This is a genomic window from Acidovorax sp. K2F (genome assembly GCF_025246485.1).
Classification (GTDB): domain Bacteria; phylum Pseudomonadota; class Gammaproteobacteria; order Burkholderiales; family Burkholderiaceae_C; genus Acidovorax; species Acidovorax delafieldii.
This window is the reverse complement of record NZ_JAOBSQ010000009.1, coordinates 119,422-137,080: the sequence shown is the minus strand read 5'-3', so window position 1 is coordinate 137,080 and position 17,659 is coordinate 119,422. Positions and strand designations below refer to the sequence as shown.

Below are 17,659 nucleotides of genomic sequence, written 5' to 3'. Positions count from 1 at the left end.
TGGAGGGACTACAGCGCCTGACCAAAGCGCTCCAGGCGCGGCGCCCAGTGGCCCAGCACATCGGCCGACAGCAGCACGCGGTGCGCCTGCCCGATGAGCAGATGGCGTGGCACCAGGCCGATGTAGCGCGAGTCGGCACTGTTGTCCCGGTTGTCACCCAGCACCAGGTATTCGCCTTCGGGCACCTGCACCGGATCGAAGCTGCTGCGCGCTGTCACGCCCTGCAGCCACTGCACGCGGCGCTCATGCCCCAGCAGACGCTCTGTCCAGCGCGTGGCCGTGAGCGTGTGGCCTGGCAGCACCGGCTCCTGCACAGAATCGGGCATCTCGTATTCGGCCGCCTGGCCGTTGATGTAGAGCACCTCGTTGCGCATCTCCACCGTGTCTCCGGGCAAGGCCGCAATGCGCTTGATCAGGCGGGTGCCATCCAGCGGGGACGAGAAGGTGACCACATCGCCGCGCTGCGGATCATCGATGTGTGCCAGGATCATGTCCGTGAGCGGCAGCTTGAGGTCGTAGGCCAGGCGATTGACCAGCACCACGTCCCCCTCCAGCAGCGTGGGCCGCATCGAGCCCGAAGGGATGGGATTCCAGTCGGCCACTGCAGTGCGAAAAACACCAAAGCACAACAGCAACACGATGAACCACCGGTTCGATTGGATCCATTTCAGCAGCATGAGGACAACTCCAGGGCGCTCCACAGCGGGCGCCACGTTGCTCGGAGGCGCCTGGTTGTCACTTGGTTCCGCCAGGCCAGCAGGCGCGCCGCACTTTGGAGGGACGCCGCACGGCAACTCAGGGGGATTTCTTTCGCGCGCGCGGGTGGGCCGCGTCATACACCTTGGCCAGGTGCTGAAAGTCGAGCCGCGTGTACACCTGCGTGGTCGTGATGTTGGCGTGCCCCAGCAGCTCCTGCACCGCACGCAGGTCGCCACTGCTTTGCAGCAGGTGGCTGGCAAACGAGTGGCGCAGCATGTGCGGGTGCACCGGCGTGGTCAGCCCCGCCTGCTGGCTGCGCTGGCGCAGGCGCAGCCAGATGGACTGGGCGGTAAGGCGTTTGCCGCGCTGGCCCACGAACAGGGCGGTGTCCAGCCGCACAGAGCCCTCGCCCCCAAACGGTGTGGCCCGCAGCTGCAGCCAGGCCTGCAGCGCGGCTGTGGCAGCCGCGCCCACCGGCACGCTGCGCCGCTTGCTGCCCTTGCCGAACACATGGGCCTCGCCCGCTTGCAGGTCCACCCAGCCACGGCCCTGGCGCTGGGTGTCGGCGTTGGGGATGGCATCGAGCCCCGCCAGTTCGCCCACGCGCAGGCCGCAGCCGTACAGCAGCTCCACCATGGCTGCATCGCGCGCCTCAAGCCAGGGGTCGGCGCCGGTGTTGTCGAATTCGGCCAGCCGCACGGCGTCGTCCACCCCCAGCGCCTTGGGCAAAGGCTTGGGCGCCTTGGGGGCGCGCACGTCCTGCACCGGGTTGTGCGGGATCAGCCCCTGCCGCCCCGCCCAGATGAAAAATCCGCGCCACCCCGACAGGATGAGCGCGATGCCCCGCCCGCTGCGGCCGCCGCTGTGCATCTGCGCGACAAAGCGGCGAATGTGAGCGGTCTGCAACTGCAGCAACGGCACATTCACGCTGGCCGCAAACTGCGCCAGTTTTTCGAGGTCGAGGGTGTAGAGCGTGAGCGTGCGCGCGGCCAGCCGCTTTTCGACGCGCACATGTTCCAGATAACGCAGGACGTGGGGGTCGAGCGTGGTGAGTGCCGCGGGCGTTTCAGGCATGGAGGCCGTGGCTGAGACGCCGTTGGTTTGGCAATGGCGGCGGGGCTTGCGACTGCTTACTGAAGCCGCAGAAGGGCTGCGCTCGCCAGCTCTGCCATGCGCGACAAAAAGTCGGTGCCCATCGTGGCATCAAAACGCTGTGGATCGTGCGACCCCAGCACCAGCAGGCCAAACGCAGGCGTGGCGCTGTCGATGGCGCCTGCGCGCAGCGGCAGCAGGGCCAGCGACTGTGCAGGCTCACCGGCCTCTTGCGCCAGCCAGCCCGCAGGCTCAAAACCCAGGTTGGGCCCGCAGAACGGCATGGTCAGCGACGACGCAAAGGCCCGCGCGTCCTCGCTCGCGCCCTGGGTGAAGTCGGCGTCGATGTAGGGCGCTGCCACCTCCCACACACGCACCGCCGCCTGGGGCACGTCGAAGAGAGTGCGCACACCATCGACCACGGCCTGGGGCAGGTCGAACGGGTCGCGCACCTGCAGCAGGCTGCCAGTCCATTGGTGCACCTTCTGGGCAATGGCGGCGTTTTCGGTGCTGTTGCGCACCATTTCCATGATGCGATGCTCCAGACCCTTGATCTTCTCGCGCAGCATCTCGGCCTGGCGCTCCTGCAGGCTCACCGCACGCGCGCCGTGCGGGCTGGTGATCTGCACACTGGCCAGCACCTCGGCATGGCGCTCGAAGAAGCCGGGCGTGTTGGTGAGGAACTGGGCGATGTCGTCTTCGGTGATCGGTGGGATGTGGGTAGTCATACGAGCGTGTCGGGAATGTCGATCTGGCCCTCGAACACCGTGGTGGCGGGGCCTGTCATGAAAACGGAATCGGTGTCGGCACCGCTCCACGCAATGGTGAGGCGGCCGCCGCGCGTGTCCACCTGCACCTCGGGGTCGAGCAGCCCCAGGCGGATGCCGCTGGCCACTGCCGCGCAGGCGCCGGTGCCACAGGCCAGGGTCTCGCCTGCGCCGCGCTCGAACACGCGCAGGCGCACATGGGAGCGGTCCACGATCTGCAGGTAGCCGGCGTTCACCCGCTGGGGGAAGCGCGCATGGCGCTCGATCAGCGGCCCGGTCTGCGCGACCGGAGCGGTGTCCACGTTGTCCACCAGCTGCACCGCATGCGGGTTGCCCATGGAGGCAACAGCTATCAAAACAGAAGCACCGGAGGCATATTCTTCTAGCGCCAGCGGCCATTTTTGCCCCAAACCCTGCTGCACGGGCGTGAGACCGGTGGTGTCGAACGGCACCTGGGCGGGGTCGAACTCGGGACGCCCCATGTCCACCGTGACGCGGCCGTCGCCCGTGAGGCGGGGCGCGATCACGCCGCTTTTGGTCTGCACGCGGATGGTGTCCTTGCCCGACAGGCCCCGGTCATGCACAAAGCGCGCAAAGCAGCGCGCGCCGTTGCCACACTGCTCCACCTCGCCGCCGTCGGCGTTGTGGATCACGTATTCGAAGTCAATGCCGTCACCAGGAGAAGGCCGCACGGTGAGGATCTGGTCGGCCCCGACACCGAAGTGTCGATCTGCCAGGAAGCGGTATTGGGCCGTGTTCAGCCCCAGGCGGCCCTGGGTTTCGTCGAGCACCACAAAATCGTTGCCCGCGCCCTGCATTTTGGTGAAGCGAATCTGCATGGGATGGGATTATGGCCCCGCCCCTGCGCCAAACCACGTGCGGGCTTACGCTTGGCAGCTTCTCTCGATTCCACCGGCTTTTTCAGGAACCTCGCATGACCGATCTTTCCGCTTTTGCCATCACCCGCAAATGGCCCGCCCGGCACCCCAACCGCATCCAGCTGTATTCATTGCCCACGCCTAACGGCGTGAAGGTGTCGATTGCACTGGAAGAACTGGGCCTGCCCTACGAGCCCCACCTGGTGAGCTTTGAGACCAACGACCAGACCTCGCCCGAGTTTCTCTCGCTCAACCCCAACAACAAGATCCCGGCCATCCTGGACCCGAACGGCCCGGACGGCCAGCCGCTGGCGCTGTTCGAGTCCGGCGCCATCCTGGTGTACCTGGCCAGCAAGACCGGTCAGCTGATGCCGCAGGACACCGCCGGGCGCTACGAGACCCTGCAGTGGGTGATGTGGCAGATGGGCGGCGTGGGCCCCATGTTTGGCCAGCTCGGGTTCTTCCACAAGTTTGCGGGCAAGGACTACGAAGACAAACGCCCGCGCGACCGGTATGTCGCTGAGTCGAAGCGCCTGCTCAAGGTGCTGGACGAGCGCCTGGCGGGCCGCCCATGGGTGATGGGCGAACAGTACACCATCGCCGACATTGCCATCCTGCCCTGGGTGCGCAACCTCATCGGCTTCTATGGCGCGGGCGACCTGGTGGAGTTTGGCCAGTTCGCCGAAGTGCAGCGCGTGCTCGATGCGTTTGCGGCCCGCCCGGCGGTGGCCAGGGGCCTGGCGATTCCGGCACGCGGCTGACGGCGGGCGCCAGGGCGCCTGGGTTTCTCATCGGCCCTTGATCTTGATCATGCCGCGCAGCCCGGCACCCGGCCGCCACGCACCTACCATGGGCCTCCTCAAAAAAACAGGGAGTGCCCCATGGGATTGACCGTTGATGTTCTTCAGGATCTGGACCTGCACGACCTCCAGGCTGCCGCCCGTGCAGCGCTGCAGGAAACGAACGCCATCGCCTTGATCGAGTTGCTGGAAATGCTGTGGAGCTGCGATGTGGAGGGTGCCAATGCCGTCATCGACGCGGTGCTGCTTCGCCTGCAGCAGCTGCGCGCATTGCGCTAACGGCGGGCCTGCAAGGCAGGCCTGCTCAGCCCAGACGCTCCTGCAGAAAATCCAGAAAACACGCGATGCGTGCCGCCAGCTGCGTGTTGCGGTAGTACACCGCGCTGATGGGCTGGCGCACCTCCACCGTGTCCTTGGCCAGCACCTGCACCAGGTGGCCACGCGCACGGTCACCGGACGTCATGAAATCGGACAGGCACACGATGCCCACCCCCTGCAGCGCAAGCTGGCGCAACGTTTCGCCGTTCGACGCGGTGAGGCTGGGCACGATGGGCCAGGCATCGCCATGCTCGCCCCGCAGCGGCCAGTGGTTAAGCGACTCAGGCTGGTGAAAGCCCAGCAGCGTGTGCCGCGCCAGGTCCGCCACGCTCTTGGGCCTGCCCGTCCGCGTCAGGTAGTCGGGACTGGCCAGCACCCGCAGGCGGCTGGTGCACAGGGGGCGCGCATGCAGGCTGGAGTCCTGGAGTTGTCCGATGCGAATGGCCACGTCCGTGCGCCGCTCCAGCAGGTCGATGTACGTTTCGTCCGTGTCCAGTTGCAGCGTGATCTGCGGATACGCCTCGCGAAACGCTGGCACCAGGGGCACCACGGCATGCAGCATGAAGGGCGTGGCTGCATTCACCCGCAGGCGGCCTGCGGGCTGCTGGCGGCGCGCAGCCATGTGTTCCTCGGCGTCGTCGATGGAGGCCAGGATGGCGCGCGTGCGCTGCAAAAAGGCCTGGCCCTCCTCGGTCAGCTCAGTGCGGCGCGTCGTGCGGCGAAGCAGCGTGGTGTCCAGCTTTTTCTCCAGCCGCGCCAGTGCCCGGCTGATGCCAGAGACAGTCTGGCCCAGTGCGTCAGCTGCGGCCGTGATCGAACCGCCATCCACCACGGCGACAAAGGCCTGCAGTTCTTCCAGCGTGGTTTTCATGGGTGCTCCTGGCGCTTTGATTGTTGATTTTCAGTCAATTATCAATGGCATCTCACCCTCTTTTTCTGCAAGACCCAAACACCCACACTCCAGAGCCCGAAAGCCTGAAAACTGGAGTGTTCCCATGCCCATTGCCTTGCTCGCGCTGACGCTCAGCGCTTTTGCCATCGGCACGACAGAGTTCGTGATCGTTGGCCTGCTGCCCACCGTGGCGGCAGACCTTTCCATCAGCATCCCCTCGGCGGGCCTGCTGGTCAGCCTGTACGCCCTGGGGGTCGCCGTCGGCGCCCCGGTGCTCACCGCACTCACCGGCAAGCTGCCGCGCAAGGCGCTGCTGCTGGCGCTGATGGCCTTGTTCACCGCCGGCAACCTGCTGGCCTGGCAGGCCCCCAGCTACGAGACACTGGTGGCCGCGCGCATCCTCACCGGGCTGGCGCATGGCGTGTTCTTCTCGATCGGCTCGACCATCGCCACCGGCCTGGTGCCGCGCGAAAAGGCCGCAAGTGCGATTGCCATCATGTTCACCGGCCTCACGGTGGCCCTGGTCACGGGCGTGCCGCTGGGTACCTTCATCGGCCAGCACTTTGGCTGGCGCGAAACCTTCCTGGCCGTGTCAACCCTGGGCGCGGCAGCCTTCATCGGCAGCGCCCTCTTCGTGCCGCGCAACCTGGCGCATACCCCGCCCGCCTCGCTGCTGCAGCAGGCCAAGGTGCTGGCCGAGCCGCGCCTGCTGCTGGTATATGCCAAGACGGCCATCGGCTACGGCGGCACCTTCATTCCGTTCACCTTTCTCGCGCCCATCCTCACCGACATCTCGGGGTTCAGCGCGGGTTCGGTGGGCTGGGTGATGCTGGTGTACGGCGTGTCCGTGGCCGTGGGCAACCTCTGGGGCGGCAAGCTGGCCGACCGGCTGGGCCCCATCCCGGCGCTGCGCATCATCTTTGCGCTGCTGGCGGCCGTGTTGCTGCTGCTGCAGTTCACCGCGCCCCACCCCTGGCTGGCTGTGGGCACCGTGCTGCTGTGGGGCGCCGTGGCATTCGGCAATGTGCCGGGGCTGCAGGTGTATGTGGTCAAGCAGGCCGAGCGCTTCACGCCGCAGGCGGTGGACGTGGCATCGGGCCTGAACATCGCAGCGTTCAACCTGGGCATCGCCGGCGCCGCGTGGGCCGGTGGTCTGATCGTGACGCACCTGGGCCTGCAGCACACGCCGTGGATCGGTGCGCTGGTGGTGCTGGTGTCGCTGGCCCTCACGCACTGGAGCGGTGTGCTGGACCGGCGCAGCGGCATCCCCGTGCGTGCCGCTGGTGTGGTGCCTGTGGGGCACTGAGCCCACCTCAGCCCGCCATCACCCGCACGAAAGCCGGCACCACGCCCAGCAGGTCGTCGCGCCGCTGCACCGCATGCACATCGGCGCGCGGCGCTTTGGCGCCCAGGGGCTTGAACACCACGCGCGGCCCGAACAGCATGCCCAGGGACGACGGCACCAGGGCCACGCCCAGCCCGGCCGCCACCAGGCTCAGCACGGCCGCCAGCTCCACCGTGGTCTGCGCCACCTGGGGCGCAAAGCCGGCCTGCACGCAGCACTGCACCATGTGCTCGGCATGGGCGGATGAATCGCGGCGCAGCATCACGAAGGCCTCGCTGCGCAGGTCCTTCAAGGCCAGTGCCTTGCGCGCCGCCAGCGGGTGGCCGGGCGGCAAAGCCGCCACCACAGGGTCGGGCCACAGCAGGGTGCTGGCGAGCTGGTCGTCGTTGACGGCCGTGCGCGAGATGCCCACATCGATGCGTTTGTCGCGCAGGGCCGCCTGCTGCAGCGAAGGCTGCATCTCGTGCAGCACCACATCCACGCCCGGATGGCTTTGCCGGTAGCGCGCCAGCGCCGCCGGAAACGGCCCGAGGAAGTGCGAGCCCGACAGCCCCACTTCAATGCGCCCCGCCTGCCCCTGGCCAATGGCCGCCACCCGCTGGCGCGCCGTGTCCAGCCGCTCCAGCACCGCGCGTGCATCCACCAGATAGGCCTGGCCTGCCAGCGTCAACTCCACACGCCGGCTGGTGCGCACGAAAAGCTGGGCGCCCAGTTCTTGTTCCAGCTGGGCGATCTGCAGACTCAGCGGCGGCTGCGAGACATGCAGGCGCTGCGCGGCGCGTGTGAAGCTCAGCTCTTCCGCCAGGGCGACGAAGTAACGCAGGTGGCGCAGTTCCATTGATACTTTTCAGGTCTTGATCAAGACCAACAATATATTGGACTGCTGATTCGCTTGTTTCCACAATACCTTCACTACAACATCTGGTGGAGACGAACATGACGATCAAGCACAGCCTGCTGGCTGCCACGCTGGCCCTCTCGGGCCTGGCCATGGCGCAAGACAACTACCCCAGCAAGGCCATCACGCTCACCGTGCCCAACCCGCCCGGCGGCGTGGTGGACACCTCGGCCCGCCTGCTCAACGAGCCGTTGGCGCGCGTGATCGGCCAGCCGGTGGTGATCGACAACAAGGCGGGCGGCAGCGGCAACGTGGCCTACGGCGCCGTGGCCCGCGCAAAACCCGATGGCTACAACCTGCTGATCTCGTACTCGGCCTACCACGTGGGCAACCCGGCCCTCACCCCCAGCCTGCCCTGGGATGCCAAGGACTTCGCCCCCGTCGCGCTGCTCACCGTGGCCACCAACGTGATTGCCGCTCACCCCTCGGTGCCAGCCAACAACCTCAAGGAATTCATCGCGTACCTCAAGGCCAACCCGGGCAAGGTGAACTACGCCTCGCAGGGCAACGGCTCGCTGTCGCACATCGGCACCGAGATCTTCAAGCAGCAAAGCGGCACCTTCATGACCCACATCCCCTACCGTGGCTCGGGCCCAGCGGTGGCCGATGTGCTGGCAGGCCAGGTGCAGGTGTTCATCACCACGCCACCGTCGGTCATGCAGCATGTGGTCAGCGGCAAGCTCAAGGCCTTTGCCGTCACCGGCACCAAGCGCCATCCGGGCCTGCCCAACGTGCCCACCGTGGCCGAGGCCGGCATGCCCGACTTCAAGCTCGAAGCCTGGGTGGGCCTGTTCGCCCCGGCCGCCACGCCACCCGCCGTGGTGGCCAAGCTCACGGCCGATGTGAAGAAGGCGCTGGACATGCCCGAGACGCGCCAGCGCGCCGACGCGGCCGGCATCGAACTGCGCTACCTGCCGCCCGACGCCCTCGGTGAGCTGGTGAAGACCGAAACCGCCTACTGGGCCAAGACCATCAAGGCCGCCGGTATCAAGGCCGACTGACCGGCCCACAGACATCCCCTGCGCGATCCCATTTCCGGCGCTCCGCGCGCCGGGCGGGCAGCGCTTTGCCCATTGACTCCTGAAAGACCACCATGCAACGCACCTACCGCATCGGGCAGATCGTGCCCAGCTCCAACACCACCATGGAGACCGAGATCCCGGCCATGCTGCGCGCCCGCGAGCAGATCCTGCCCGAGCGCTTCAGCTTCCACGCCAGCCGCATGCGCATGCAAAAGGTCACCAAGGAAGAGCTGGCCGCGATGGACCGCGACTCCGACCGCTGCGCGCTGGAGCTGTCGGACGGCAAGATGGACGTGATGGGCTATGCCTGCCTCGTGGCCATCATGAGCATGGGCCTGGGCTACCACCGCGCATCCGAAAAGCGGCTGCATGAGGTCACCGTGGCCAATGGCAAGCCCGCGCCCGTGGTGTCCAGCGCAGGCGCGCTGGCCGAAGGGCTCAAGGCCATGGGCGCGAAGAAGGTGTCGGTGCTCACGCCCTATATGAAGCCGCTGACCCAACTGGTGGTGGACTACATCGAGCACGAGGGCATTGCCGTGCACGACAGCCTGTCGCTGGAAATTGCCGACAACCTGCAGGTGGGCGCGCAGGACCCCGCCGCCCCGGCCCAGCTGGTGCAACGGTTGGACACCCGCGGCGTGGACGTGGTGGTGATCTCGGCCTGCGTGCAGATGCCCTCGCTGGCGTCCGTGCAGATGGCACAGGACCAGTTGGGCATTCCTGTCGTGTCCGCTGCAGCCTGCACCACCTGGGCGATGCTCAAGCGCCTGGGGCTGGAAACGCGGGTACCCAACGCAGGGGCCCTGCTCTCTGGCGCCTACTGACCTCCCCAAGGGCAAGAGGCCGGTCCGTTGACGAAAGCAGCTGGCGGGCAGGCTGCAGGGCAACGCCGGATAATGGCCCGATGCCCCGCTCCAGCCAACAACTCCACCCCCACCGAGAACCGGTAGCCACCCGCCCCGCTGCCACCGTGCTGCTGCTGCGCGATGTGCCTGGCGGCGGCGGGCTCGAAGTCCTCATGACCCGGCGCTCGGCCACGGCCAGTTTTGCGCCTGGCGCGTATGTGTTCCCCGGCGGTGGCATTGATGCGCTGGATGCAGCACCCGCGACGCACGCCGCCGCCGACCGCCGCCCCACCCAAAGCGACCAGCACCTCACCCAGGCGATTGCCGCCATCCGCGAGAGTTTTGAAGAGCTGGGCGTATTGCTGGCGCGCCATACAGAAGGCCCCCGCCAAGGGCAGATGGCCGATGCGCAGGACATTGCCGCCATCGACCGCCACAAGCCGTTTGCCGCCCAGTGCGCCGCACGCGGACTGCGCCTGGCGGCCGACGGGGTGTACCTGCTGGCCCACTGGACGGCCGACCGTGACCTGGCGCGCCGCTTTGAAGTGCCCTTTCTGGTGGCCCGCATGCCCGAGGGCCAGGAGCCCGTGGCCGACGAGGCAGAGCAGTTCGAGCCCGTGTGGGTGCGCCCTGCCGACGCGCTGGCGCGGCACGAGGCGGGGCAGTTCTTCATGATCTTCCCGACCATCCGCACGCTGCAGCGCCTGGCCCAATTTGCCAGCACCCAGGCGGTGCTGGACGCCGTGGCGCACGAGCAGCCCCTGTGGGTCAGCTGCCCGCGCGCCGGCCTGCTGGCAGGCAAGGAAGCGCGCTACATGGAGGACGACATGCCGTTTGGCGAGCTGGCGCTGGTCTGCCCCGACGGGCAGATCGTGCACCCACTGGACTGGCAGACCGAGCGCCCCGTGCCGCTGCTGCGCAACGTGATGCGCCTGACCGCCCCCAACCCCGGCGTGATGACCGGCCCTGGCACCAATAGCTATCTGGTGGGCGACCCGGCCACGGGCTTCATCGCCATCGACCCTGGCCCGGCCGACGCCGAGCACCTGGACAAGCTCTGGCGTGCCGCAGGGGGCGACATCCGCATGATTGTGTGCACCCACTCGCACGCCGACCACTCTCCCGGCGCGGCGCCGCTGCAGGCGATGTGTGTGCAGGCCGGCAAGGCGCGCCCGCCCGTTCTGGGCCTGCCGTCGGCCCCCACGGCCCGCGCGGCCAGCCAGTTCACTCCCGACCGGGCGCTACAAAATAATGAGCTACTCGTGCTTGAGGGACTAGCACCTGAAGGCAAAATCACCCATACCCTGCAGGTCATCCACACCCCAGGCCATGCGGCCAACCACCTGTGCCTGCTGCTGGTGGAAGACGCGCTGCTGTTCAGTGGTGACCACATCCTGAACGGCAGCACCACGGTGATCGACCCGCCGGACGGCAACATGGCCGACTACCTGGATTCGCTGGACCGGCTGGATGCGGTCTGCGCCGAGCACAGCGTGGAGTTCATCCTGCCCGCGCATGGCTACGTGCTGGGGGGCCCGGTCCTCGGTGCCCGCAATGCCATCGCCAAGCTCAGGGCCCACCGCCTGGCGCGCGAGGCCAAGGTACTGGCCGCCATGCAGGCGCTGCCCCAGGGCAGCATGGACGACTGGGTGCGCCACGCCTATGACGACGTACCGCAGCGCATGTGGCCCGTGGCCCAGCGCTCGCTGCTGGCGCATGTGGAGCGCATTCGCTCGCTGCAACCCGGCAACAACTGAGCCACAAGAACACCAACACCGCCTTCATTCAATGACCGACAAGAACCCCGACCCCACCCACATCCGCCTGGCCAAACGCGTGGCCGAGCAGCTGAGCTGCTCGCGCAGCACGGCCGAGCAATTCATCGAGGGCGGCTTTGTGAGCGTGGACGGCCAGATCGAGGAAGCCCCCGGCGCGCGCGTGCGCCCCGATCAGACCGTGGCGGTCGCACCCGATGCCAGCCTGCTGGAACTGACCCCAGTGACCTTGCTGCTGCACAAGCCCGCAGGGTTTGAAGCCGGCCTGGGCCTGCCAGGCGCCCCCACCGGGCAGGCGGCCCACGCCAGCCGCAGCCAGGGTGCGCAACAGGCGCTCACACTGCTCAGCGCGGCGTCCCACCTGCCGGAAGACGCCTCGGGCATCCGCGTGCTGCAGCGCCACTTCAAGCAGCTCGAATGCTTCACCCCGCTGCCCACCGAGGCCAGCGGCCTCGTGGTGTACACGCAAGACAAGCGCATCGCGCGCAAGCTGGCCGAAGACATCGAGTCGCTGGAGCAGGAGTGCATCGTCGAGGTCAAGGGCGACATCGCGCCCAATGGCCTGCAGCGCCTGTGCCATGGCCTCACGTTCAATGGCCGCCCCCTGCCCCCCATCAAGGTGAGCTGGCAGAACGAAACCAAGCTGCGCTTTGCGCTCAAGGGCATCCGCCCCGGCCAGATCCCGGCCATGTGCGAAGCGGTGGGCCTGACGGTGGTGGGCATGAAGCGCATCCGCATCGGCCGCGTGCCGCTGGCCAAGGTGCCCGAGGGGCAGTGGCGCTACCTGCAGCCTTGGGAGAAGTTCTAAGGCAACGTTGAATAAGTCCCCGCAGTGGCGCGCGCCCTGATTTGGGATGGGATGCAAGGCGCAAACCACAGCGATAGCCGTAGCTATCGCGAGGATTTGCAACGCGGCAGACCGCCCAAAGCAGGGGTGCGCGGTGCGCGAGGGACTTGTTCAGCGTTGCCCTAAGGGCTTGCGGGCCCAGCGGCGCCTTGCCGATGCGCACCGGACAAGTCAAGCACATATGCTCCTGAAAACATAGCTACCAGCGCTTTTACAACAAGCGCTTCAAGCCTTTTTCATTTGAATTCCTTCGATCCGCACCGCTGCTACACTGCGCAGCACTCTGGAGGGAGTTCATGAACACAAACCAATCGTCTGGCGGCGCTGCGGGGCCGATGTCCACCTTCATGCCGATGAACATCGATGCCCACCCGCTCGAGTTCACGGGCAGCGGGGGTGAGTATTTCCGGGTCTGGATCGTCAACGTGCTGCTGTCCATCGTCACGCTGGGCATCTACACCCCGTGGGCGCGCCGCCGCACCGCCCAGTATTTCTACAGCCACACGCTGGTGGCCGGCAGCCCCCTCGAATTCACCGCGCAGCAGCGCAAGATGGTGATGGGCTTTGTGCTGCTGATGCTGCTGACCATTGCCTACAACCTGGCCGCCAACACCGGGCAAGACACGGCGGTGGGCCTGTTCCTGCTGGCGGGCGCGGCGCTGGCGCCCTTCATCTGGGCCAGCGCCATGCGGTTTCGCCTGGGGGCCACGCGGTGGCGCGGGCTGCGACTGCAGTTCACTGCCAGCTGGAAAGAGGTCTACATCGCCAGCTGGCCTGTGTTTGCGCTGGCGCTGGTGTGGTTTGGCGTGTTTTATGGTCTGCAGCTGCTGTCGCCCGACCTGGCCCAGGCACTGGAGGCCATCGAAGAAGAGGGCAAGAAACAACCCATGCCCCGCTTCACGCCCGCCATGGGCGGCTTGGTACTGCTGGGCCTGGTGCTGTCGGTGCTGTGCGTGATCCGCACCGAATACAACTTCAAGAGCCTCTTGGTGCTCAAGGCCCAGGTGGGCGCCGAGCGAGGCCGCTGGAAGCCCGTGTACATGGACTTCGTCAAGGTGTGGATGGCCACCGTGGCTGTGTTCATCCTGTGCGTGGTGGGGTTCTCGGCGCTGATCGGCATCCTCGCAGGCAGCTCGATCGCCCTGGTGGCCAGCCAGAGCGACCGCCTGGGCCTGTGGATGTTTGTGGTGATCATCGTGTCCATCATCGCGGGCATCTTCATGCTGATCCTGGCGTCGGCACCGGCCCGCGCATACCGCGAAGCGCGCATGTTCCAGCTGATGTGGAACAACATCGGCGTGAGCCACGTGGCCCGCTTCAAGTGCCACCTCAAGAGCGGCCGCTACGTATGGCTGCGCATCAAGAACATGCTGCTTACCCTGCTGACGCTGGGGCTGTACCGCCCGTTTGCGCGGGTCAGCGAATACCGCATGAAGTGCGAGTCCGTCACCCTGCACGTCAAGGGCGGCGTGGAGCAGGTGACCGGTGCCATGGTGCGCCAGCAGCAGGGGGGCCTGGGCGATGCGCTGGCGGATGCGGCTGGCCTCGACCTTATCGGTTGAACATGTCGGCATCTGCGCACCCAGCCCTCGTCCCCGGGCGCTGGTTCGATGGCCAGAGCAGCAAGGCCCGGCCCGTGGTGGTGAGCCTGCGACCCACGCCGCAAGGCCCCTCCTTGGTGCTGCACCCGCTCTCGCAACCCGGGCCCGAGCCTGTGGTCTTTGCCTGGAAACAGGTGGGCTGGCCCGAGGCCTGGAACGAGCGCAAGCCGCAACCCCGCGTGGTCGTCGATCTGCGCGACCATGGCAGCGTGGAGATCGATGCCGTGACCGAATGGCGCGCCGCCCTGGCTGCTGCAGGCGAGCGCCCCGGCATCGCACAACGCATGCAGACCCGCTGGCCCGTGCTGCTGGGCGTGACGGCTGCCGCCGTCATCGGCCTCACGCTGTTTTACCGCTACGGCACACCCTGGGCGGCCACGCAGCTCACGCGGTTTGTGCCCATCAGCTGGGAGGCCAGCGTGGCCGAGAACGTGCTCCAGCAGATGGACAACGGCACCCTGAAGCCCAGCAAGCTGCCTTCGGCCCGACAAGACCAGCTCAAGGCGCGTTTTGACGCCCTGGTGCAGCAAACGCCCCCTGGCCTGCAGCGTTACTCCGGCTACCGGCCGCCTTTGTCCCTGGAGTTCCGATCCGGCATGGGCGCCAATGCCTTTGCGCTGCCAGGCGGCAAAATCGTGATGACCGACGGCATCGTGAAGGCAGCGGCCGACAAGGGCCTGGACGACAACGCATTGGTGGGCGTGCTGGCCCACGAGGTCGGCCACGTGGTGCAGCGCCACACTACGCGCATGGTGGTGCAGCAGGGCGTACTCAACATGGGCCTGGGGCTGGCGCTGGGCGATGTGTCTGGCATCGTCTCTACGGGTGCATCCTTGCTGACCGGCCTGGCCTACAGCCGCAGCCATGAGCGCGAGGCAGACTGCTACGCCATCGCCGTCATGCGCCACGCCGCACTGCCCACTGCGCCCATGGGCCAGCTGCTGCTGGCGATTGCGCGCGATGAGGACAACGAAGAGACCCGGAAAAAGGACCAGGGCAAGGGCCCGACCGCCGCAGCATCGGCGCCCTCCTCCGGGGCCAGCACACCCGATGCAGCGCGCCAGCGCAAGGCGGCTCAGGAGATCGGCTCGCACCCTGTCTGGTCGCTGCTGAGCAGCCACCCCGACACGGTGGAGCGTGCGACAGAGCTGGAGCGGGGGCAAGCACCCCATTGCGCAAAAAACTGAACACAGCCGCGCCACAGGGGCGGCGTGCTCACCACACGACCCTTGGCGAGTCGGGGTGGAAATAAAGTGTGAAGCGCGCCGATAAGCCGGATTCTGTGCACCACGGTTGCCCGCAGTGTGACCGCCATTAATCTGGGCCGGGTGTCGCCACCACGGCTCGGTGCTACCTACCCGCCAACTCTGCGGAACCACATCAACGTTGGCCTACTTGGTATTGCTGCGCGTAGAGATTGCCCGTTTCACCCCCAGTGGTCTACCTTGCGGCACTCCCCCGGGACTCGTCTCTGTTGCTCTGATCCTCACCTCACGGTGGGCAGCCGTTAGCTGCTACGCTGTCCTGTGCAGTCCGGACGTTCCTCCAGTGCCTGGTTTCCCAGATTGCACCAGCGGCGGTCTGGCGTGCTTCACGGGTGGGATTATCGCCCAGCGGCCGCGACGCGATCCCAGTCCAGACCAAAGCGCACAAGATACTTGCGCAGCCGGTCCGCGTCATTGACCACCGTGCGCTGCGTGCGCGAGGCCTGGAACAGCAGGCGCCCGGCGTCCGACAGCGTGCGCGACTGGCGGCAGACCTGCAGCACCGCCGCCAGTTGGAGCTGGTCGAAGATGTCCATGGATTCCACCGCCTCGTCGCCCAGCAGGGCCGCGAGTTCGTCGCGTCCCACCGTCCCTGTTGCAGATGCCAGCCCGTTGCGCGCATCGCTGGCGGGCTGCCACAGCCAGCGCAGGCGGGCGATCTCGGCCTCGACCAGGGGCAGGCCGATGCGACCGCTGTCAGCCAGCGTGGCCAGGCGTGTCACGCTGGCCGAGAGGTCGCGGAAATTGCCGGTCCACAACGCTTCGGGCGACTGGGCATAGCGCAGGTAGGCGGCGCGCGCTTCGTTGGAAAAGCGCACGCTGCGTCCCAGTTCCGTGCCCGCACGAACCAGCAGGTGCTCCACATTGGGCTCGATGTCTTCGGGTCGCTGGGCCAGGCCCGGCAGCACATAGCTCCAGAGGTTGATACGCGCAAACAGGTCCTCACGAAAGCGCCCTGCCGCCACCTCGGTGCGCAGGTCACGGTTGGTGCCAGCCACCAGTTGAAAGTCGCTCTCCACCTCGCGGTCGCTGCCCAGGGGGTAGAAGCGTTTTTCCTCCACGGCCTTGAGCAGCATGGCCTGCTCGTCCGGGCCCAGCTCACCAATCTCGTCCAGAAACAGGACGCCCTTGTGCGCAGTACGCAGCAAACCCGCACGGTCGGCCGCAGCGCCAGTAAAGGCACCTTTCTTGTGGCCGAACAGCGTGGACGCCGCACCGTCGCCATGCAGCGTGGCGCAGTTCACCTCCACAAATTCGCCCTCGACCTGGTGGCGGGATTTTTTCAGCTCATACATGCGCCGCGCCAGGTGCGACTTGCCTGCACCCGTGGGCCCCGTGAACAGGATGGGCGCGCGCGAGCGCACCGCCACCCGCTCCACCTCGTCGATCAGCGCGTTGAAGCGCGCATTGCGCGTGGCAATGCCGCTTTTGAGGAACTGCACCGCATCCTGCTGCTCCGCGCCGAAGCGCTGCGCGATCACGTCGTAGCGCGAGAGGTCCAGGTCGATCAGCGTGTAGCTGCCAGGGTTGCCCATCTGCTGGCGCTTGGGCGGAGAGGTCTGCACCAGCACACCCGGAATGCGGCGCGACTCCACCAGCAGGAACAGGCAGATCTGCGCGACGTGCGTGCCGGTGGTGATGTGCGTCCAGTACTCTTCGCGCTCGGTGTCAAAGCGGTAGGCCTGCGTCCAGTCGTACAGCTGGGCATAGACCTCGCCAAAGTCCCACGGGTCGGCAATGGGCATCGGCACCAGGTTCACCGTGGTCTCGGGCGAGGCAGTCGCCATGTCAGCGCGCACCTGATGGGCCAGCTCGCGGTGCGGTGGTGTGTAGAGCAGCTCCAGCCGCTCGATCACCACGTCCTCATGCTGCACCAGCGATACGGTGGGGCGCCACTTCTCCCACCGCCCCGCGCCCCGGCCGGAGTCCAGCTGGGTGCCAAGGAACCCCATGACCACCTTGTTTTTGCGCATTCAATTTTATCTATTTAACTAGCTTTCATTCTAGTTATTCCGATAAGCGCATACCACACCAATTTCGTAAAACAAAATATCACCATACAAATCAACAGCTTGCGCAAGTTGAATACCACTCATCACAAACTGGCACACATCTGGCAATAGAAGAAGCATCCAGCGCAAGCGGTGACCGCTCACAGGCTGGGGTTAGGACAAATGTTCGCCCCACCGGTGCCGGGCGTCCGGGGCCTTCGGGTTCTGTTGATGTTCTGCATGCCGCACATCGCCAACGCTGGGTATTGGCAAGGTCTTGGTGACGCCTCGCAAGAGGAGATGCCGGGTTCGACTCCCGGCTTGCCACCTTTGGTAGCTCATTGGTAGAGCAACCTCGCAAGAGGTCTGTAGCAGGTTCGACTCCTGCCCATTACTCCGGCCGCAAGGCTGGAACTTTGTACCGGTCGAAAGACCACCCGCCGAACGCGGGGAGAGGCCCCGAGGTTGCGCAGCGACCGCAAGGGATTCACCCCGTCAGCCGGTGGCGGTTTGTGCCAGCACCCGGCACAGCCCGCGCCCGCAGCCAGCCGCGCTGCCGCCATTCCCGCTGGGGATGGGGGCAGCCACCACGGCGCACTGCACGGCCCAGGCTGCACCCCCTGG

General features: G+C 66.7%; 16 protein-coding genes, 1 tRNA gene and 1 other RNA gene. 10 read left to right on the top strand and 8 right to left on the bottom strand.

The window, feature by feature from the left end:
• Window positions 1–8: 8 nt before the first annotated feature.
• From lepB to dapF, 4 genes are all read right to left on the bottom strand, one after another.
• Window positions 9–677, bottom strand: a complete 669-nt coding sequence (gene lepB, locus N4G42_RS04175; protein WP_260666273.1) for a signal peptidase I — start codon at window positions 675–677, stop codon at window positions 9–11.
• 118 nt (window positions 678–795) lie between these two features.
• Window positions 796–1,773 carry a tyrosine recombinase XerC gene (locus N4G42_RS04170; RefSeq protein ID WP_260666272.1) on the bottom strand — a complete coding sequence of 326 codons (978 nt, stop codon included), beginning with the start codon at window positions 1,771–1,773 and terminating at the stop codon, window positions 796–798.
• Window positions 1,774–1,829: 56 nt separating this feature from the next.
• On the bottom strand, window positions 1,830–2,519 hold the full coding sequence (locus N4G42_RS04165; protein WP_056059265.1) for a DUF484 family protein: 690 nt from the start codon (window positions 2,517–2,519) through the stop codon (window positions 1,830–1,832).
• A complete protein-coding gene (gene dapF, locus N4G42_RS04160; RefSeq protein ID WP_116748927.1) occupies window positions 2,516–3,397 on the bottom strand; it encodes a diaminopimelate epimerase in 882 nt (293 codons plus the stop codon). Before dapF ends, N4G42_RS04165 begins: the two co-directional genes overlap by 4 nt.
• Window positions 3,398–3,492: 95 nt before the next feature.
• Here dapF and N4G42_RS04155 point away from each other — a divergent pair, with 95 nt between their 5' ends.
• On the top strand, window positions 3,493–4,197 hold the full coding sequence (locus N4G42_RS04155) for a glutathione S-transferase N-terminal domain-containing protein (protein WP_260666270.1): 705 nt from the start codon (window positions 3,493–3,495) through the stop codon (window positions 4,195–4,197).
• 120 nt (window positions 4,198–4,317) lie between these two features.
• Window positions 4,318–4,515, top strand: coding sequence for a hypothetical protein (locus N4G42_RS04150; RefSeq protein WP_015012532.1), 198 nt, complete (start codon window positions 4,318–4,320; stop codon window positions 4,513–4,515).
• Between the two features lie 25 nt (window positions 4,516–4,540).
• Here the strand turns inward: N4G42_RS04150 and N4G42_RS04145 are convergent, their stop codons facing one another.
• Entirely contained in the window at window positions 4,541–5,425 is an 885-nt protein-coding gene (locus N4G42_RS04145) for a LysR family transcriptional regulator (RefSeq protein ID WP_260666269.1), read from the bottom strand.
• Between the two features lie 124 nt (window positions 5,426–5,549).
• Here N4G42_RS04145 and N4G42_RS04140 point away from each other — a divergent pair, with 124 nt between their 5' ends.
• Entirely contained in the window at window positions 5,550–6,752 is a 1,203-nt protein-coding gene (locus N4G42_RS04140) for an MFS transporter (RefSeq protein ID WP_056059279.1), read from the top strand.
• A 7-nt stretch (window positions 6,753–6,759) separates the two neighbouring features.
• On the opposite strand, the gene N4G42_RS04135 is transcribed toward N4G42_RS04140, so the two are convergent.
• A complete protein-coding gene (locus N4G42_RS04135) occupies window positions 6,760–7,629 on the bottom strand; it encodes a LysR substrate-binding domain-containing protein (RefSeq protein ID WP_056745290.1) in 870 nt (289 codons plus the stop codon).
• Window positions 7,630–7,727: 98 nt separating this feature from the next.
• On the opposite strand from N4G42_RS04135, the gene N4G42_RS04130 reads away from it, so the two are divergent.
• The 6 genes from N4G42_RS04130 (at window position 7,728) to N4G42_RS04105 (ending at window position 14,966) form a co-directional block, all read left to right on the top strand.
• Window positions 7,728–8,690, top strand: coding sequence for a Bug family tripartite tricarboxylate transporter substrate binding protein (locus N4G42_RS04130; RefSeq protein ID WP_260666268.1), 963 nt, complete (start codon window positions 7,728–7,730; stop codon window positions 8,688–8,690).
• Between the two features lie 92 nt (window positions 8,691–8,782).
• Window positions 8,783–9,535: an Asp/Glu racemase gene (locus tag N4G42_RS04125; protein ID WP_313771897.1), complete on the top strand. Its 753-nt coding sequence runs from the start codon at window positions 8,783–8,785 to the stop codon at window positions 9,533–9,535.
• 80 nt (window positions 9,536–9,615) lie between these two features.
• Window positions 9,616–11,313 (top strand): MBL fold metallo-hydrolase, encoded by a 1,698-nt coding sequence (locus N4G42_RS04120; RefSeq protein ID WP_260666267.1) that lies wholly within the window; start codon window positions 9,616–9,618, stop codon window positions 11,311–11,313.
• Window positions 11,314–11,344: 31 nt separating this feature from the next.
• Window positions 11,345–12,139, top strand: a complete 795-nt coding sequence (locus N4G42_RS04115; RefSeq protein ID WP_056059291.1) for an rRNA pseudouridine synthase — start codon at window positions 11,345–11,347, stop codon at window positions 12,137–12,139.
• A gap of 335 nt (window positions 12,140–12,474) precedes the next feature.
• Window positions 12,475–13,740 (top strand): YjgN family protein, encoded by a 1,266-nt coding sequence (locus N4G42_RS04110; RefSeq protein ID WP_056059294.1) that lies wholly within the window; start codon window positions 12,475–12,477, stop codon window positions 13,738–13,740.
• Window positions 13,741–13,742: 2 nt separating this feature from the next.
• Window positions 13,743–14,966 (top strand): M48 family metallopeptidase, encoded by a 1,224-nt coding sequence (locus N4G42_RS04105; RefSeq protein WP_260666266.1) that lies wholly within the window; start codon window positions 13,743–13,745, stop codon window positions 14,964–14,966.
• 66 nt (window positions 14,967–15,032) lie between these two features.
• Here N4G42_RS04105 and rnpB read toward each other — a convergent pair.
• Window positions 15,033–15,372: RNase P RNA component class A (rnpB, locus tag N4G42_RS04100), an RNA gene on the bottom strand.
• Between the two features lie 10 nt (window positions 15,373–15,382).
• Window positions 15,383–17,017: an RNA repair transcriptional activator RtcR gene (gene rtcR / locus N4G42_RS04095; protein ID WP_260666265.1), complete on the bottom strand. Its 1,635-nt coding sequence runs from the start codon at window positions 17,015–17,017 to the stop codon at window positions 15,383–15,385.
• Between the two features lie 350 nt (window positions 17,018–17,367).
• Between rtcR and N4G42_RS04090 the strand changes: the two genes are divergently transcribed.
• Window positions 17,368–17,431, top strand: a tRNA-OTHER gene (locus N4G42_RS04090).
• Window positions 17,432–17,659 lie beyond the last annotated feature (228 nt).